The organism is Allobrachymonas sp. (genome assembly GCF_041912815.1).
Classification (GTDB): domain Bacteria; phylum Pseudomonadota; class Gammaproteobacteria; order Burkholderiales; family Burkholderiaceae_C; genus Brachymonas.
On sequence record NZ_JAYRLV010000009.1, the window covers coordinates 26,927 to 45,157 of the forward strand.

The 18,231-nt window shown below is 64.7% G+C and carries 11 protein-coding genes; 6 read left to right on the plus strand and 5 right to left on the minus strand.

Features of this window, described 5'->3' with window-relative positions; translation table 11 throughout:
• Window positions 1-505 precede the first annotated feature (505 nt).
• The 6 genes from ACE3P9_RS08240 to ssb all read left to right on the plus strand — a co-directional run bounded on the left by ACE3P9_RS08240 (window position 506) and on the right by ssb (window position 8,543).
• Window positions 506-2,383, plus strand: a complete 1,878-nt coding sequence (locus ACE3P9_RS08240) for a potassium transporter Kup (RefSeq protein WP_374493224.1) — start codon at window positions 506-508, stop codon at window positions 2,381-2,383.
• 268 nt (window positions 2,384-2,651) lie between these two features.
• The gene (locus tag ACE3P9_RS08245) at window positions 2,652-4,493 is read left to right on the plus strand and encodes a potassium transporter Kup (RefSeq protein WP_374493364.1); all 1,842 of its coding nucleotides are present in this window, start codon (window positions 2,652-2,654) and stop codon (window positions 4,491-4,493) included.
• Between the two features lie 65 nt (window positions 4,494-4,558).
• Window positions 4,559-4,870 carry a hypothetical protein gene (locus ACE3P9_RS08250; protein ID WP_374493225.1) on the plus strand — a complete coding sequence of 104 codons (312 nt, stop codon included), beginning with the start codon at window positions 4,559-4,561 and terminating at the stop codon, window positions 4,868-4,870.
• Window positions 4,871-5,111: 241 nt separating this feature from the next.
• On the plus strand, window positions 5,112-6,320 hold the full coding sequence (locus ACE3P9_RS08255) for an MFS transporter (protein ID WP_374493366.1): 1,209 nt from the start codon (window positions 5,112-5,114) through the stop codon (window positions 6,318-6,320).
• A gap of 152 nt (window positions 6,321-6,472) precedes the next feature.
• Window positions 6,473-7,783, plus strand: a complete 1,311-nt coding sequence (locus ACE3P9_RS08260) for an iron-containing alcohol dehydrogenase (RefSeq protein WP_374493227.1) — start codon at window positions 6,473-6,475, stop codon at window positions 7,781-7,783.
• Between the two features lie 217 nt (window positions 7,784-8,000).
• The gene (gene ssb, locus ACE3P9_RS08265; protein ID WP_374493229.1) at window positions 8,001-8,543 is read left to right on the plus strand and encodes a single-stranded DNA-binding protein; all 543 of its coding nucleotides are present in this window, start codon (window positions 8,001-8,003) and stop codon (window positions 8,541-8,543) included.
• Between the two features lie 98 nt (window positions 8,544-8,641).
• Here the strand turns inward: ssb and ACE3P9_RS08270 are convergent, their stop codons facing one another.
• The 5 genes from ACE3P9_RS08270 to ACE3P9_RS08290 all read right to left on the minus strand — a co-directional run bounded on the left by ACE3P9_RS08270 (window position 8,642) and on the right by ACE3P9_RS08290 (window position 18,129).
• A complete protein-coding gene (locus tag ACE3P9_RS08270) occupies window positions 8,642-11,890 on the minus strand; it encodes a type I restriction endonuclease subunit R (protein ID WP_374493230.1) in 3,249 nt (1,082 codons plus the stop codon).
• Window positions 11,891-12,019: 129 nt separating this feature from the next.
• Complete coding sequence (locus tag ACE3P9_RS08275; RefSeq protein ID WP_374493232.1) at window positions 12,020-14,035, minus strand: RNA-binding domain-containing protein; 2,016 nt, start codon at window positions 14,033-14,035, stop codon at window positions 12,020-12,022.
• On the minus strand, window positions 14,035-15,219 hold the full coding sequence (locus tag ACE3P9_RS08280; protein WP_374493234.1) for a hypothetical protein: 1,185 nt from the start codon (window positions 15,217-15,219) through the stop codon (window positions 14,035-14,037). Before ACE3P9_RS08280 ends, ACE3P9_RS08275 begins: the two co-directional genes overlap by 1 nt.
• 5 nt (window positions 15,220-15,224) lie before the next feature.
• Complete coding sequence (locus tag ACE3P9_RS08285) at window positions 15,225-16,562, minus strand: restriction endonuclease subunit S (RefSeq protein ID WP_374493235.1); 1,338 nt, start codon at window positions 16,560-16,562, stop codon at window positions 15,225-15,227.
• Window positions 16,552-18,129, minus strand: coding sequence for a type I restriction-modification system subunit M (locus tag ACE3P9_RS08290; RefSeq protein ID WP_374493237.1), 1,578 nt, complete (start codon window positions 18,127-18,129; stop codon window positions 16,552-16,554). Before ACE3P9_RS08290 ends, ACE3P9_RS08285 begins: the two co-directional genes overlap by 11 nt.
• Window positions 18,130-18,231 lie beyond the last annotated feature (102 nt).

Sequence of the window (18,231 nt, forward strand, 5' to 3'; positions counted from 1 at the left end):
CCCGACATGGCATCCCCTCCACCGCATCTGCCGCGCAGCACCCCTGCCACGCCAGGCCGTGCCGTGTCTTCCGGCATGCATGCCGGGCCGGGCTCCGAAAAATCCGTAGGGCATCCCGTGTCCCTCCACTCCAGCTCCCGCAGGGACCGCGCTGCATACTTCCGCTTGCAGGAACTGCGCACGCAGCGCCGCCCTCCAGTGCAAAAGCATGCTGCAGGGCAGCATTTCTGTCGATCGCACGCCACACACCGCGCAGCAGCCCCCTGCCTGGGGCACAGAAAATCCATGCATCATCCTGTTGCCATTTGCATGCGAAACGGCACAATGCACACATCTTGTTTCAAGGACGCGATCTATCACCGCCTTGTCCATTCCCGGCCTGCCGGAAATGGGTGCAGGTTACCTGCTGCCCCTGTGCGGCAGGAGAGGAGCGGGCCACCCGCTGCTGCCGCCGTGCCTGCACGGTGCGCGCAGACCGGCCCCTCCGACGGTGCGTGGCACATGCATGCAACACCATGACAACGCAAAGACGGCCATGGGCGCCGCCATCCTGGGCGCCATCGGCGTGGTCTACGGCGACATCGGCACCAGTGTGCTGTATGCCGTCCAGACGGTATTCGACGTGGGGCAGATCAGCCCCACTCCGGCCAATGTGTACGGGATACTGTCGCTCTTCTTCTGGACGCTCACCCTCATCGTCTCGCTCAAGTACGTGACGCTGGTGCTGCGTGCCGACAACCACGGCGAAGGCGGCCTCGTGGCCCTGCTGGCCCTGGCCACCCAGGCGGTGCATGACCGCCCGCGCACGCGCAACCTGCTGCTGCTGCTGGGCATCTTCGGGGCCTGCCTGTTCTATGGCGACGGGGTCATCACCCCGGCCATCTCGGTGCTCTCGGCGGTCGAAGGGCTGGAGGTGGTCTCGCACGCCTTCAAGCCCTGGGTGATTCCGCTCACGCTGGTGATCCTGCTGGGACTGTTTCTGGTGCAGAAGCACGGCACGGCCGGCATCGGGCGACTGTTTGGGCCCGTGATGGTGCTGTGGTTCATCGTGATCGCGGTCATGGGCGCAGTGCAGATCGCCGGACACCCCGACATCCTGCGTGCCATCAACCCCCTGTTTGCCCTGCGCTTCATCGCCCGCCAGCCGCTCGTCACCTTCGTGACGCTCGGTGCCGTGGTGCTGTGCGTCACCGGCGGCGAGGCCCTGTATGCCGACATGGGCCACTTCGGCCGCCGCCCGATCCAGATCGCATGGTATGCGCTGGTGATGCCCGCACTCACGATCAACTACTTCGGGCAGGGCGCGCTGCTGCTCGCCCATCCGGCCGCCATGAAGAACCCCTTCTTCCTCATGGCTCCGGCCTGGCTCACGCTGCCGCTGGTGGGGCTGGCCACCGCCGCCACGGTCATCGCCTCGCAGGCGCTGATCTCGGGGGCCTACAGCGCCACCAAGCAGATCATCCAGCTCGGCTTTCTGCCGCGCCTGCAGGTGCTGCACACCAACGCCCAGGAAACCGGCCAGATCTACCTGCCCTTCGTGAACTGGGCGCTGTTCGTGGCCATCGTGCTGGCGGTGGTGCTGTTCCGCTCCTCGGCCAACCTCGCGGGAGCCTACGGCATCGCGGTAACGACCAACATGATCATCACCACCTTCATGACCTACTTCGTGGTGCGCCATGTGTGGCACTACCCGCTGCCGGTGGCGCTGGGGGCCACGTCCTTTTTCATGCTGATCGACTTCGCCTTCTGGTCGTCGAACCTGCTCAAGCTCATCGAAGGCGGCTGGTTCCCGCTGCTCATCGCCGGGGCGCTGTTCATCCTGATGCTGACCTGGAAGCAGGGGCGCACGCTGCTCACGAGCAAGCTGCGGCGCGACAGCCTGGGGCTGTCGGAGTTTCTGGACGCGCTCTTTCTGGAGCCGCCGGTGCGCGTCAACGGCACGGCGGTGTTCCTGAGCGCCAACCCGGGCACCGTGCCCAACGCGCTCCTGCACAACCTCAAGCACAACATGGTGCTGCACCGCTACAACCTGTTCGTGAACGTGCGCAACCACGAGGTGCCGTGGATCGCCCCCGAAGACCGCCTGACCGTCACCCCCCTGGGGCACGACTGCTGGCAGGTCTGCCTCAACTACGGCTTCATGGACGAACCCAACCTGCCACTGGCCATCCAGCCCCTGCAGGAGCAGGGCTGCCCGCTCGATCCCATGAAGACGAGCTACTTCATCTCGCGCGACAACGTGGTGCCCACGCTGGGCGAGGGCATGGCGCCCTGGCGCGAAAAGCTCTTTGCCCAGATGCACCACAACGCCAGCTCGGTGGCCGACTTCCTGCGCCTGCCCAGCAACGGCGTGGTGGAACTCGGCTCCAAGGTCGAAATCTGAGCCTGCGGCTCCCGCTGTGCCCGCACCACGGAGGGGCGGGCACGCGCGGGGGAAACGCAGGGTGGGAGTGCCGTTCACAATTCGGTACACTTGATCACACGCCGGTCCCCGGCCTGCGCCTGCAAGACGTGTGCCCACGGGACCCCGAGCCTTTTCCCCTTTCATGGACGTGTGCCATGGCCCGTGGACCGTCCTGCACGGGTCAGGGCCCCTGGCACACGCATCGCCCTTGCAGAATCAGGAACACCACGCCCCCACCTCCCTGCCCATGCTCATCCTCGGTGCCATGGGCATCGTCTACGGCGACATCGGCACCAGCGTGCTCTACGCGGTCAAGGAAGTGTTCGGGTCGGGCCATGTGCCCTTCACGCCCACCAACGTCTACGGCATTCTCTCGATCTTCTTCTGGACGCTCACGGTCATCGTCACGCTCAAGTACGTAACGCTCGTGCTGCGCGCCGACAACAACGGCGAGGGGGGGCTGGTCGCCATGCTCACGCTCGCCTCGCAGGCGGTGCAGGACCGGCCCCGGCTGCGTCACTGGATGCTGCTGGTGGGCATCTTCGGCACCTGCCTCTTCTACGGCGACGGGGTCATCACCCCGGCCATCTCGGTGCTCTCGGCGGTCGAGGGGCTCGAAGTCGTCTCCCCGACCTTTCAGGAGTACGTGATCCCCATCACCCTCGTCGTGCTGCTGGTGCTGTTCTGGGTGCAGAAGCACGGCACGGCCGGCATCGGGCGCTTCTTCGGGCCGGTCATGTCGCTGTGGTTCCTGGTGATCGCCGCGCTCGGCATCTGGCACATCGCCGGCCACCCGGAAATCCTCAAGGCCATCAGCCCCACCTACGCCCTGCACTTCATCTGGAGCCAGCCCAAGGTGACCTTCATCATCCTGGGGGCCGTGGTGCTGTGCGTCACCGGCGGCGAGGCGCTGTACGCCGACATGGGCCACTTCGGCAAGCGGCCGATCCGGCTGGCCTGGTACTTCATGGTCATGCCCGCGCTCACGCTCAACTATTTCGGGCAGGGCGCCCTGCTGCTGGCCCACCCCTCGGCCGTGAAGAACCCCTTCTTCCTGCTCGCGCCGGCCTGGGGCCTGGTGCCGCTCGTGGTGCTGGCCACCGCCGCCACGGTCATCGCCTCGCAGGCACTCATCTCGGGCGCCTTCAGCGTCACCAAGCAGGTGGTGCAGCTCGGCTTCCTGCCCCGTCTGCAGGTGCTGCACACCAGCGCGCGCGAGGCGGGCCAGATCTACGTGCCACTGGTGAACTGGAGCCTGTTCGTGATGATCGTGCTCGCCGTGATGCTGTTCCGCTCGTCGAGCCACCTGGCGGCCGCCTACGGCATTGCGGTGACGACCGACATGCTCATCACCACGCTGCTCACCTTTGTGGTGATCCACTACGGCTGGCACATGCGCATGCTGCCGGCCCTGCTGGCCACGAGCTTCTTTCTGGTGGTGGATCTGGCGTTCTGGGGCTCCAACCTGCTCAAGCTCGCCCACGGGGGCTGGTTTCCGCTGCTCATTGCGGGGTCGGTGTTCGCCCTCATGGTGACCTGGCGCGACGGCCGGGCTCTGCTCAACCGCAAGCTCGTCTCGGAAGGCATGGAGCTCAAGCCCTTTCTGGATGCGGTCTTCATGGCCCCGCCCACGCGCGTGGCCGGCACCGCCGTGTTCCTGACCGCCAACCGCATGAACGTGCCCAACGCCCTGCTGCACAACCTCAAGCACAACAAGGTGCTGCACGAGCAGAACATCTTCGTGACCGTCTGCAACCACGAGTCGCCCTGGATCGACCCGGCCGAGCGCGTGACGGTGGAGTCGCTCGGGCATGACTGCTGGCAGGTGGTGGTGAACTACGGCTACATGGACGAGCCCAACCTGCCCCAGGCGCTGTCCGTGCTCACGGCCCACGGCTGCCAGCTCGACCCCATGCTCACGAGCTACTTCCTCTCGCGCGACAGCGTGGTGCCCACGGTGGGCGACGGCATGGCACCCTGGCGCGAAAAGCTCTTTGCCCAGATGCACCACAACGCCAGCGGCGCCGCCGACTTCCTGCACCTGCCGAGCAACGCGGTGGTCGAACTCGGCTCCAAGGTGGAAATCTGAACCTCCTGCCGCTCATGCGGGGGCGCCCTGCCTCCTTCCCTTTCTCTCACCCGCTCCGTTCTGACATGCATGCCCTGCTCCCGTCCCGTCCGTTCCGATGCCTGCTGGCTGCCGTGCTTGGCCTGCTGATGGCCCCCCTGGCAGCTTCCGCCGCGCCCTCGGCCCCCACCGAGATGTACGTCTACCACTGCCAGACGCCCGACGGCCGCACTTCCATGCAGCAGTCGGCCTGTGCCTCGGGCCGCCAGAAGGTCACGCGCGTGACCACCCACCGCCGCAGCACACGCGGCGAGGCGCGCCCCTGCCTGGTGGGCAAACGCGGCGGTCGCTATACCCTGACGCCCTCCGGCCGCAAGAACTACCACGGCTGCCGCTGACGCCACCCCCACGGCACGATCAGGGCCTTTGTGCTCCGATATCCGTAAAATCCCTGAAAATGGCGTTTTCAGCGCCCTGCGTGCCGCCCTGTCCTGCGACACGCACAGCTCCTGCCGCCACGCCAGCCCCTCCCCCCGCGAAGGACGGCTGCCGGGCGGCACTTCCGTTGCAAGGACCGCCTTCGTGAACACCCCTGCCTCCTCCGTCCCCGCCACTGGCGACGCGGACTCCTCCAGCAAGATGAATCCCTCCGAGCGCCACGCCAGTCTGGGCCTGGCGCTCATCTTCGCCCTGCGCATGCTGGGCCTGTTTCTGGTCGTGCCGGTCTTCGAGATCGAGGCGAGCCACTACCCCGGCGCCAATCCGGCGAGCATCGGCCTGGCCATGGGCGTATACGGCCTCACCCAGGCGGTGCTGCAGCTGCCCTTCGGCATGGCGTCCGACCGCTTCGGGCGCAAGCGCATGATCACGCTGGGGCTGGTGGTCTTTGCCATCGGCAGCGCAGTGGCTGCGCTGGCCACTTCGCTCGACGGCCTGCTCTGGGGCCGTGCCCTGCAGGGAGCGGGAGCCGTGTCGGCCGCCGTGACCGCCCTGCTCGCCGACCTCACCCGCGATGCGGTGCGCACCAAGGCCATGGCCATCATCGGCGGCAGCATCGGCCTGGTGTTCTCGGTGGCGCTGATCCTCTCCCCGCTGCTCGACGCGCTCATGGGCCTGTCGGGCATGTTCTGGCTCGTGGCCGTGCTCGCCCTGCTGGCCATCGCCGGCCTGTACCTGATCGTGCCGGACGAACCCCCGCTGCACAAGGGCCACGCCGTCGGCGGCTCGCTCGCGGCCGTGCTGCGCCACCCCGACATGCTGCGGCTCAACGTCAGCGTGTTCGTGCTGCATGCCGTGCAGCTGGCCATGTGGATGGTGGTGCCCATGCTGCTGGTGCAGGCCGGGCTCGACAAGAACCACCACTGGGAGGTGTACCTCCCGGCCGTGATCGGCTCCTTCGTGGTCATGGGCGGCGTGCTGTTCCGCATGGAGCGCCAGGGCCGGCTGCGCGAGGTGTTCCTGACCTCCATCGTGCTCGTGGGGCTGGTGCAGCTCGCGCTGTGGTGGCTCGCCGGCCGCCAGGCCAGCGGCATCGCACCCTCGATGTGGAGCATCGCGCTGGCGCTGCTGGTGTTCTTCAGCGGCTTCAACATGCTCGAAGCCTCCCAGCCCAGCATCATGTCGCGCCTGGCCACGCCGCAGACCCGTGGCATGGCCCTGGGCGTCTACAACACCATGCAGTCGCTCGGCCTGTTCACGGGTGGTGCGCTCGGCGGCGTGCTGCTCAAGGTGGCCGGGGCCCAGGCCCTGTTCCTGGGCAGCGCGGCCCTGACCGTGCTGTGGCTCGTGACCGTGTGGGGCCTGCGCCCGCCGGCCCGCCCGCCCCGTCCAGCGGCCCGCACGGCCTGAGGCCCCCGCATCCCGGCCTCGGCCCCAGCAGGCCCGCCGGGGCCTGCGAAAAGCCGAAAAGCCGGACATCCGGGGAAAACCCGGTTTTCTGCACGACCGTGCGGAAAAAGAAGCTCCCCATGCGAAGATGGCCCTCTTCCGGGAGCTCCTGCATGTACCTCGCAAGCCGCCTGCGCGTGGCCATCAACCGCGCCGTCCTGCCCTTTCTCGTCTTTCCCCGGCCGCTGTCCCTGGTCGGGCCGCATGCGGCCCTGAGCCTGTGCCGCACCATCGCCCGCAGCGGTGCCCGGCAGGTGCTGCTCGTCACCGATGCGCCGCTGGTGCAGCTCGGTCTGGTCGATCCGCTGCGCCATGCGCTGGAGGATGCCGGCGTCCGTGTGAACCTGTTCGACGAGGTGCAGCCCGATCCCGACGATGCGCTGGTGCTGCGCGGCGTGGCACGGCTGCGCCAGACCGGCGCCGATGCCGTGCTGGCGGTCGGCGGTGGCTCCTCCATCGACTGCGCCAAGGCCATGGTGCTGTGCCATGCCAACCACCGCCCCCCGGCGGAGCTGCGCGGGCTGTGGCTGTATGCGCGCCCCCGCCGCCGGGGGCTGCCGCTCTTTGCCGTGCCCACCACGGCAGGCACCGGCTCCGAGGTGACCATTGCGGCCGTCATCGCCGACCGCGACAGCCACACCAAGATCGCCCTGATCGACCCCAGACTCACCCCCGACATGGTGGCGCTCGACCCGCTGCTCACGCTCGGGCTGCCGCCCTTTCTGACCGCCTGCACCGGCATGGATGCCCTCACCCACGCCATCGAGGCCTACCTCTCCACGCTGGCCCGGCCCGATACGGACACCCTCGCCCGCACCGCCTGCGCCACCCTCGTGCGCACGCTGCCGCAGGTCTTCCGCAACGGGCATGACCTGACCGCCCGCGAGGACATGCTTCTGGCCTCCAGCATGGCGGGTCTGGCCTTCACCCGGGCCGGCGTGGGGTATGTGCACGCCTTCGCCCACCAGCTCGGCGGGCTCTATGGCGTGCCGCACGGGCTGGCCAACGCCATCGTCCTGCCCGAAGTGCTCGCCCACGCCCTGCCGGCCTGCACGCACCGGCTGGCCGATCTGGCCCGCTGCGCCGGTGTGGCCCAGGCCTCCCTGCCCGACGCCGACGCCGATGCCGATGCCGATGCCGATGCCGATGCCGATGCCGATGCCGATGCCGATGCCGCCACGGCCTTCATCGCCCACATCCGCCAGCTCAACGCCGCCATGGGCATTCCCTCCACCGTGCAGGCGCTGCGGGCGCAGGATGTCGACCTGCTCATCGACCGCGCCTTTGCCGAGGCCCACGGCACCTACGGCATTCCCCGCTACCTCGACCGCCCCACCGCCCGCGCCCTGCTCGCCCGCCTGCTCCCGGCATCGCCCGAGGCCACGGCGACGCCCGCAGCCTCCTTTCCGGCATCGCCGGCGTGATCCGCATTCCGCACGCGGTATCATCCCGGTCCTTTCCTGCCACCCCATGCCCCCGCCGTCCGGGGAATTGGCAAGGGCTTCCGCATCCTGCACAATGCCATGCGTCTCCCGCAGGCATGCGCACCGGCCGCCTGCGGCGGGAATGTGTCCTTATTTTTTCATCACCCCCTTGCCTCCCTCCGGCTGACAGGCAAGGGACTAGGAAGGAACGAATTCCATGGCATCCGTCAACAAAGTCATTCTGGTGGGCAACCTCGGGCGCGACCCCGAAATGCGCAGCTTCCCCAGCGGCGACCAGATCGCCAACGTCACCCTGGCCACCACCGACCAGTGGAAGGACAAGCAGACCGGCGAGCGCCGCGAGCACACCGAGTGGCACCGCCTCGTCTTCAATGGCCGCCTGGCCGAAATCGCCGGCCAGTACCTGCGCAAGGGCTCGCAGATCTACGTCGAAGGCAGCATCCGCACCCGCAAGTGGCAGGATCAGGCCACCGGCCAGGACCGCTACGCCACCGAAATCCGCGTCGACCAGATGCAGATGCTCGGCCGCCGCGAAGGCATGGGCGGCCAGGGCGGCGGCTCCGGCTATGGCGAGGACGACAGCTACGGCGGCCAGTCCGCCGGCGGCTACAGCGCCCCGGCCCGCGCCGCTGCCGCCCCCCGCGCACCGGCTCCCCGCCCCGCAGCAGCCCCCGCCGCTCCGGCCCCGGCAGCCGACGCAGGCGGATTCGGCGACATGGACGACGACATCCCGTTCTGATCGCCCCGCCTCCCGGCCACATGCTGCAAGCCCGCGCTCCCGCAAGGACGCGGGCTTTTTGCCGTGCGGGCGGGCAGGCGGGCGCAGGCCCTGCGCTCTCAGGCGGGCATCCACTCGTCCCCAATGGTCTCGGCCTGCTCCAGCACCAGCTCCACTGCCGCATCGGCCAGGTCGGGCGGGTACTTGTACTTGCGCAGGATGCGCTTGACCATGAGCCGCAGCTTGGCCCGCACGCTCTCGCGCTGTGCCCAGTCCACGCTGATGTTCTGCCGCAGGTTGTGGGTCAGCTCGTGGGCGATCTTCTTGAGCGTTTCGTCGCTCATCTCGCGCACGGCGGACTCGTTGGCGAGCAGCGCATCGTAGAACTTCACCTCGTCCTCGCTCAGTCCCAGGCGCTCGCCGCGTGATGCGGCCTCGCGGAACTTGCGGGCCATGTCGACCAGCTCTTCCATAACCTGCGCGGTTTCGATGGAGCGGTTCTGGTAGCGCCGGATGACGTTGCCCAGCAGCTCCGAGAACCGGCGCTCCTGCACCAGGTTGGTGGCAAACCGGCTCCTGATCTCGCCCTCCAGCAGGCGCTCCAGCAGGTCCGCAGCCAGATTGCGTTCCGGCAGGTTCTGCACCTGGGCCAGAAAGTCGTCGTCGAGCAGGCCGATGTCGGGCTTGTCCAGCCCCACGGCATCGAAGATGTCCACCACGCTGTCCGAGACCACGGCCGAGCCGATGATCTGGCGAATCGCGAGCTCGCGCTGCTCGTCGGTCTTGCGCTGCCGGGTCGTGTCCTTCTTGGTCAGGATCACCTTCACGGCCTGCATGAAGGCCACTTCCTCGCGCACGGCACGGGCTTCATCGAGCGTGCAGCACAGCGTGAAGGCCTTGCCCAGGGCCAGCGCCGCGTCGGCAAAGCGCTTTCTGCCGTCGCGCGGGCCGTCTCCCCGGAGCCCCAGAATGTGGTTGGCCGCGCCAGCCAGCACGCGGTGTCCGCCCGTGAGAAAGCCGCTGTAGTCGAAACCATGCAGCATGCTGCGCAGCACGTCGAGCTTTTCTTCGAGCACGGCGTAGGCTTCGTGGGCATCGAGCGTGGGCTTGCCACGGCCCTGGCTGGCGGTGTACTCCTTCATCGCGGCCTTCAGCTCGTTGCCGATGCCGATGTAGTCCACCACCAGGCCGCCCTGCTTGTCGCGGAACACGCGGTTCACGCGGGCAATGGCCTGCATGAGGGTGTGGCCCTTCATGGGCTTGTCGACATACAGGGTGTGCACGCAGGGGGCGTCAAAGCCGGTCAGCCACATGTCGCGCACGATCACCATACGCAGCGGGTCGGCCGGGTCCTTGAAGCGCCGTTCCAGCAGCTTTCTGACCTGGGCGCTGTAGATGTGCGGGCGCAGCAGCGCCTTGTCGCTGGCCGATCCCGTCATCACGATCTTGATGGCACCCCGGGCGGGGTCGGGGTCGTGCCAGTCGGGGCGCAGCCGGACGATGGCGTCGTACAGGTGCACGCAGATGTCGCGGCTCATGGCCACGACCATGGCCTTGCCGCTCTGCGCCCGGTTGCGTTCCTCGAAGTGGCTGACCAGATCGGCCGCCACCGCCGCCACGCGGGGCTCGGCCCCCACCACCTTTTCCAGCGCAGCCCAGCGGGTCTTGAGGCGGGCCTGGGTGCTTTCCTCCTCGTCCTCGGTGAGCTCGTCCACCTCCTCGTCGAGATGGGGCAGCTCGTCCTCCTTCAGGCTGAGCCTGGCCAGACGGCTCTCGTAGTAGATGGCCACCGTGGCGCCATCTTCCTTGGCCTGCTGCATATCGTAGACATGGATGTAGTCGCCAAACACCGCCCGCGTGTCGCGGTCCGCGCTGGACACGGGCGTGCCGGTGAACGCCACGAAGGTCGCATGGGGCAGCGCATCGCGCAGGTGCTGGGCATAGCCGGCCTGGTACCTGTGCACCTCGGGCGCTGCCACAGGCGTCACGCCATACGCGGCGGGCGGCGCCAGACGGGCTGCCAGCGCCTCCCCGGCTCCGCGCCTGTGGCCGGTCGTCAGGGCAGGCGTGCGGCCATCGGCTGCGGCCGACGCCACAGCCGCCCGGGGCCGCAGGGTCTTGAACCGGGCCTCGAAGCCGTACTGCGTGCGGTGCGCCTCGTCGGCAATCACCACGATGTTGCTGCGGTCCGAGAGCAGCGGGAAGGTGTCCTCGTCCTCCCCCGGCATGAACTTCTGGATGGTGGCAAACACAATGCCGCCCGAAGGACGGTTGGCCAGCCTGGCGCGCAGGTCCTGCCGGGTGTGCGCCTGCACCGGCTGCTCGCGCAGCAGATCCTGCGCCAGACTGAACACGCCAAAGAGCTGGCCGTCCAGATCGTTGCGATCCGTGAGCACCACGATGGTGGGGTTCTGCATGGCCGGCTCCTGCATCACCCGAGCCGCAAAGCAGGTCATGGTGATGCTCTTGCCGCTGCCCTGGGTGTGCCACACCACGCCCCCCTTGTGCGAGCCGCCCGGACGGGAGGCCGCCACCACATGCTCGATGGCTGCACGCACCGCATGAAACTGGTGGTAGCCCGCAATCTTCTTGACCAGCCCGCCGTCATCCTCGAACAGCACGAAGTAGCGCAGGTATTCCAGCAGGCTCGCCGGCGCCAGCAGCCCGCGCACCAGCGTCTCCAGCCCGTTGAACGCGCCCAGCGGATCGAGCGTCACGCCGTCGATGGTGCGCCAGGCCATGTAGCGCTCGGCCGTGCTCGACAGCGCGCCCATCAGGGCCTCGGAGCCGTCCGACACCACCAGCACCTCGTTGTACTGGAACACGTCGGGAATCTGCTCCTTGTAGGTCTGGATCTGCTCGTAGGCCTTCCAGACATCGGCGTTCTCGTCGGCCGGGTTCTTCAGCTCCAGCAGCACCACGGGCAGACCGTTGAGGAACAGCACGATGTCGGGCCGGCGGGTGTGGTGCGGGCCCCTGAGCGAGAACTGGTTCACCGCCCACCAGACATTGGCCTGCGGATGCTCCCAGTCCACCAGCCGCACAAGGTCGCCCCGCGTTTCGCCGTCCTTCTGGTACTGCACCGGCACCCCGCCCACCAGCAGATGGTGAAAACGCCGGTTGGCCGACAGCAGTGCCGGCATGCCCAGATCCTGCACCTGCCGGAAGGCATCCTCCCGCGCCGCAGGCGGAATGTGCGGATTCAGGCGGGCAATGGCATCGCGCAGGCGCTCCGGCAGCAGCGCCTGGCGAAAGCTCTCCCGCTCGGGCGCAGGCCCATCCGGAGCCATGTCATAGCCGCTCCGCACGGTATAGCCCACATCCTCCAGCCACCCCAGGGCCTCCTGTTCGAGTTGGTCTTCGGTCATGGCCTGCCCCCTACTTGATTGGTCTATTTTGGTTATCCGTCAAACTGAAAGTCTAAATGGATCGAGGGTTCCTGGTTGGCGCTGCAGCCTCGGTTGGGTCACCGGGGCTTTTCGCTTTTGAGGCATTGCTCATGCCTCTTCAGCTTTCTTGTAGGACTGCAACTCGTGGGTCGGCGTGCCAGGGAACGCACGACGAATTCGGTGTTCCTTGACCAAGGCGTCTAAATAGCCCTTGCGCAAACCATCCGGGTCTCGGTTCAACAATTCGGCCAACACGCTCAGCCGGACATACCTACCTTCGCAAACGGCCAAAATGACTTCGACCATAGCCTGACGCTCCAGTCGGGCCTTGGCTCTGGGAAGGGCCGCGCGCTCCAGCAACTCGGACCTCAGCGCCTCGGACAAGGTAGCCAGATCGTCCAAAATGGGGGCGTCAAGCAATGGGGAGAGCAAGCACCCGTGCTCGTCCCGGCTGGTGGGCTCTCCTACGACCTCAACGGCAACCGGCACGGGCTGAGCCAGCGGCGTCCCATTGCCACTACCGGAGCTGATAGCGCTACTACCGGAGCTGATAGCGCTACTACCGGAGCTGGCCCCGTTACTACCGGAGCTGAACGCGGACGGAAACACCTGCTCCGGGGAAACGGGCGCAGCGCCCGGTAGGTGGTAAACCTTGCCTCGGGATTGCCCCTGAGACAACAGCATCCCGTCGCGTTCCAGCCGTGCCAGCGCCAGGCTCAGGTCATGCGGGTGATCCACACATATTTCTGTCATGCGAGCATGGTTGACCACGCCCTCAATCATGGCCGTGGCCAAGATCATCCGGTCAAGCGAATCCACATGATCAAACGATGCGCCGAATCGCTCCCGTAGCGCCTCCAGCACGGCCGGGGGCAGCAAATCCAGCATGTGCAATTCCAGCAGGGTTTGCTCGGGCTGGGCTTTCTCCCTAAGCAGAGGTTGGCGCCAGTGGCGACTCTGCCAGCCACTGTAGATCTTGGGCATACCCGACCCGCCCCGTTCCCCCAGGCCGATCAACAAGAACATCTGATGGAGGATGCGATTGCGACAATCACTCTCCCCTCCACGAATGACCTGTTCCAGTGGCAGGCGCAATCCACCGGGGTTGCGAAAGCCAAACATATCGGGCCGCTTCACAACCAATACCGAGATGCGCCCCGTGTAATCTGCGTGGACCAAGGTGTTGACCAAGGCTTCGCGCAAGGCCACGTGCACCGGCGTGTCGTCTTGTCGCTGTCCTCCCTTGAGCGAAAACTGCACTTTCAGATCGGCCACCAGCTTGCGGTAGACCCGCCGATAAAACTCGAACAGATTGCCCGTCCATGTGCCGTCTGGCACCAGCCGGTCGACCCATCGCAATTCGGTCTTGGCTTCAGGCCGTTCCTGGTAGTCCAGGACATAGTGCGGCACAGCCTCCTGAATGGCCGACCAGCGCCCGAACATGAGCAGCCCAGCCAAAGTCAAGCCTTCCTCGCCCGTGATACGGTCGCGGCGCCAGCCCCGTAGGCTCGTCAAAAATGCAAAGTCGTCTTGCTCCAGATAGGGGTGGCTAGGTTTTTCATCCTTGAGCATCTGACGATAGATACGTAAGCTATCCATGTCGATGTCTAACATGCTGAAGCCCTTAAGGATGCGGGCATCCCGCTCATCCTCCACCTGCTCAGCTAGCATCCGCTTGACCATTTCCTGATCGCAGAGGCGATCACCATCGTTCAATCGTTTGTAGGTGTGCCCCAGCGGATGGCCATTCAGAAACACAGGACGCTGTTTTCGCGTGGCTTGCGGGATCTGGATGCAGAGGATCACCTTACCATCTATCACCACGTTTTGGACTTCTGCATCGGTCAACAAGTTGGCACTGACCTTGCCGGGGTTGTTCAGGTTGTTGAACAGCTCTGAACGCACCTTGTCGGCGTTAGGTAGCCCAGCCACAGTAAATAGGCCATCTTTTTCTCGCACACCCAGCAGCACAATGCCGCCGTGAGCGTTGGCCATGGCTGAATACGTGGGCCAGAAGTCCTTGGGAACCTCGCCTTGCCCGTTCTGGCCGTGGGCCAGCTTGCATTCAAGTTCGTAGGATTCACGCATCGAGTCCAGATCTTCAAGCGTTTTGAGGTCAACCATCAACGCATCCTCCTAGACACAGTTATCCGTGCTTCTCGCTTAACTTCCGGCGGAAATCTCGCACGCGCAGCGTAAAGCAGCGGCCTATTAGCGAAATCCTTTTCCAGTTCATTGGCCCTGGACCACATGAAAAGATTGGGGACCATCCAAAACGCGATGAGCAGGAGAACCGCATTAACCATGCCATCACTCACCACGCCACTGGTACCCAGTGAATTACCACCAGCAGAATGCCCAGCAAAAACCTCAATACATAAAATCAAGAAGGCGGAGAAACACAACTCAAGCAAGACGATAAATATTGCGTTTGAATGCTCACGCAGGTGCGTGTAGGTTTCGCGCACATCTCCCGAGTTTTCCAAGGTTCGTGCTCTCGTTAGCAACCTATAGAAGCGGTGCAACGCAATCTCGGTTTCAAATATTCGAAACAGCGTGACATACTGCATTCCGCCCACAAACAAGGTAGGCAAGGCAAACGTCATGAGAGACACCACCGCCGGTCGCCCTTGTAGTCCAAGACTTCGTGAAGCGAGCATCACCATCGACAACAACAGGCAGCTCCAAGCAATAGGACTGAGGCGATTGCGCCAAGCTTCTTTGGATCGCTGCGTTTTGCGCCTCCCAGGGACTGCCCGTCCTTGGCTGCACAAAGCGCCACGGAACCTCTCATACTTGGAAGACGCGATTAGATAAATCAGTGACACCGTGGATAACATCAGAAAAATCACCAAACTGCCGGTACTGACAGGTAGCCCAACGGTTACTGGAATCAGTTGCAAAGCGAACAGCGTGAGGACCCAGCCCAGCCAAAAGTAACGGACGTGCCTCTCCAGCCCTGACCGCCCAGAACGCCCGAAATGAATAACCGTGATGGGGGCGCTGATGATGTAAGAATACATAAACCCTCCGGCTATCAACACAAACGCCAGAAATGACGCCGACAATGACCCAGAAATGGAGGAGGATATCTCATTAACAGCACCTATTTTTGTAGGCGCCGCTAGGGGTTGTTTGCTGGTCAAAAGACTAATATGCGCACTGTCGTACAACCGCCAATCTGCGTACAATAATATCGTCATTAGGCAAATTGCTCCGACGATAGCGCCGGACAAGTAGCGAACCAGGTATGACTCCCACCACCGCGTGTTGGCCGCTGTGTTTGTCGATTTTTTTTCGTCACTCATGGTACTTACTGATATTCAGTTGTTTGTTCTGCGTCTGGCAGGCGGAGCTGGCCGGAGATGAGGCGGGGGAGCGAAGTGTCACGGATCTCGGCCAAACTCGTTGCCTGATGCTCATTCTCAATAAGCCGTGCAAACAAGGCACCGGCCACGTTGTCGAAGCGCTCAAGCAGCTCAGGTGTCGGCACCAATGCAGGAATGGGTCGAAAGGCCTTTTTACTGATCTCCATGAAGGTCGACCCATTGGCTCGTCCTCTGATGGCATCCATGTTGTGGCGACACCAGAATAACATGAACAGAGGCGATAACTTTCCACCCGGCAAGAGCCCAATGTATCCTTGATTGATGGCGACTGGTATTTGCGTAATCGCCAAGTAGCCAATAGGCGCCCTGGACGACATCAACAAGGTGCCGATCGGCAGCAAACCAGAGCTGATTCGCTTCAGCCCCAGATTGCTAATGCGCCGCTCAGTGTGCAGCAAAACAGGTACGCTGGCCCCAGATAAATCTTTGGGGGAGGTCCAGGAATGCAAGGACGGGTTCCAGAAAGCTGCATTTTTGGTGTCAGGCGTTGCGCCTCCCACTGTTTCCACGGCTTCACCAATAGGCATGACCATCCACCCCTTCGGCACCAGCCCCAGCTCTGATTCTTCCAGCGTATCGGGGAACAGGGCGGCGGTGGCGGCGTCCATGCCTTCGGGGGGGTGGCCGGCCATTTTGGCGCGCACGGGGTCGAAATCGACGAACCACGACTTGAACAGCGCCTGGGCGATGGCTTCGAGGGTGGCGTTGGTTTCGCGCAGGAGGGTGATGCGGTCGTCGAGCGCACCAAGGGCTGCAGCGATTTCCTTTTGCGCAGTAAGCGGCGGCAATGTGATCGGTATCGCAGAAAGAATCGCCGTATTCAAATTGGGCATTGTTGCCCCGACGGCATGCCGAATCAGCCAATCCTTGGCTGCAGGCAATCTCAAATAGTAGGAGATAAACTTTGCGTTAGCAAGACTCTGTTTGCCCAAACGAACCTTGAGGCAACCGGTACCGCACAACCAACCTACCTCATGAGGCCGAATCAAAGCATTCTTAGTCACATCACCACGACGACTAAAAACTATATCGTCGATTTGCAACTTGTGCTGCTGAAGCCGTTCGACATCTTCTTGGCTAATTCTAGCGATGGCATCAGTAGCGATGCCGCCATCGCCGATGTTTGTCGGCATGACTACAGGTATACCGATCTCCTTGTAGTCGGAGGTGTGAAGTTGGCTACCAAAAGGGCCAGTTTGAATTGCACCGCCTTGAGTATTACATATCGCTCCCAGCGTGGTTTTCTGCCACTCAGACTTCATACCCCAGCCCCCCCAGTTTCTCCCGAATCAGCGCATCCAGCTCCGCGCCCTTGGTCATCTGCTCACCCAGCCGGGTGGTGAGCTGCTGCATCTTCTCGGCAAAGGCTTCGTCGTCGTCTTCCACCTCTTCAGCGCCCACATAGCGGCCGGGAGTGAGGACGTGGCCGTGCTGGGCGATTTCGGCCAGGGGGACGCTGCGGCAGAAGCCGGGCACGTCCGCATAGGCGGCCATTTCTGCGCCGGGGCGGGCTGCGCCGGGGCGGGCTTCGCCGCGCCAGGCGGCGACGGTGTCGGCAATGCGGGCGATGGCGGCATCGTCGAGTTCGGCCTGCACGCGGGAGATCATCTTGCCCAGCTTGCGGGCGTCGATGAACAGCACTTCGCCCCTGCGCTGCTTCTGTTTGGCCAGAAACCACAGGCAGGCGGGGATCTGGGTGTTGAAGAAGAGCTGCCCCGGCAGGGCGACCATGACTTCGACGACGTCGGCGTCGACCATGGCGGCGCGGATGGCGCCCTCGCTGTTCTGGCTGCTGCTCATGCTGCCGTTGGCGAGCACGATGCCAGCGCGGCCGGTGGGCTTGAGGTGGTGGAGCATGTGCTGCAGCCAGGCGTAGTTGGCGTTGCCCTGCGGCGGGGTGCCGTACTGCCAGCGGGGGTCGCCTTCGAGGCTGCCGTGCCACCAGTCGCTGATGTTGAAGGGCGGGTTGGCCAGGATGTAGTCGGCCCGCAGGTCGGGGTGCTGGTCGTGGGTGAAGGTGTCGGCGGGCTCTCGGCCCAGGTTGAAGTCGATGCCCCGGATGGCGAGGTTCATGGCGGCGAGGCGCCAGGTGGTGGGGTTGGCTTCCTGCCCGTAGATGGACACGTCGCCCATGCGGCCGCCGTGGGCTTCGATGAATTTCTCGCTCTGCACGAACATGCCGCCCGAGCCGCAGCAGGGGTCGTACACCTGGCCGCGATGCGGGGCGAGCACGGCCACAAGGGTCCGAACGATGCTGGCGGGGGTGTAGAACTGCCCGCCGCGCTTGCCTTCGGCACTGGCGAACATGCCGAGGAAGTATTCGTACACCTGCCCGAGCACGTCGCGGGCGGTGCCGGGGGTTTGGCCGAAGCCGATGGTGGAGACGAGGTCGACCAGCTCGCCGAGCTTGCCGTCGGGCAGCTGGGCGCGGGCGTAGCGCTTGTCGAGGATGCCCTTGAGCCGGGGGTTTTCGGTCTCGATCAGGTCCAGGGCCTCGTCGATGCGCAGGCCGATGGCGGGCTGCTTGGCGGCGGCGCGCAGGGTTTCCCAGCGGGCGGCCTCGGGCACCCAGAACACGTTGACTTCGCGGTAGTAGTCGCGGTCTTCGAGCTCGGCGTCGATGTCTTCGGGGGCAGCGTTGCCGTAGAAGTATTCGTCGTCGGGGTCGGTGAGGCGGGTGCGCAGCTCGGCCTGGCGGGCGGCAAAGGTGTCAGAGATGTATTTGACGAAGATGAGGCCAAGCACCAGATGCTTGTACTCTGCAGCGTCCATGTTGGCGCGCAGCTTGTCGGCGGTGGCCCAGAGGGTTTTCTTGATGTCGTCGAGCATGGGGCCCGTGAGCGGAATGAAAGGAAAAGGAAAAATGGCAAGGCGGCCACAGGGGTGTGGCCGGATGCATGCATCTTAATTTCCATTGCCGCACATGGCGGG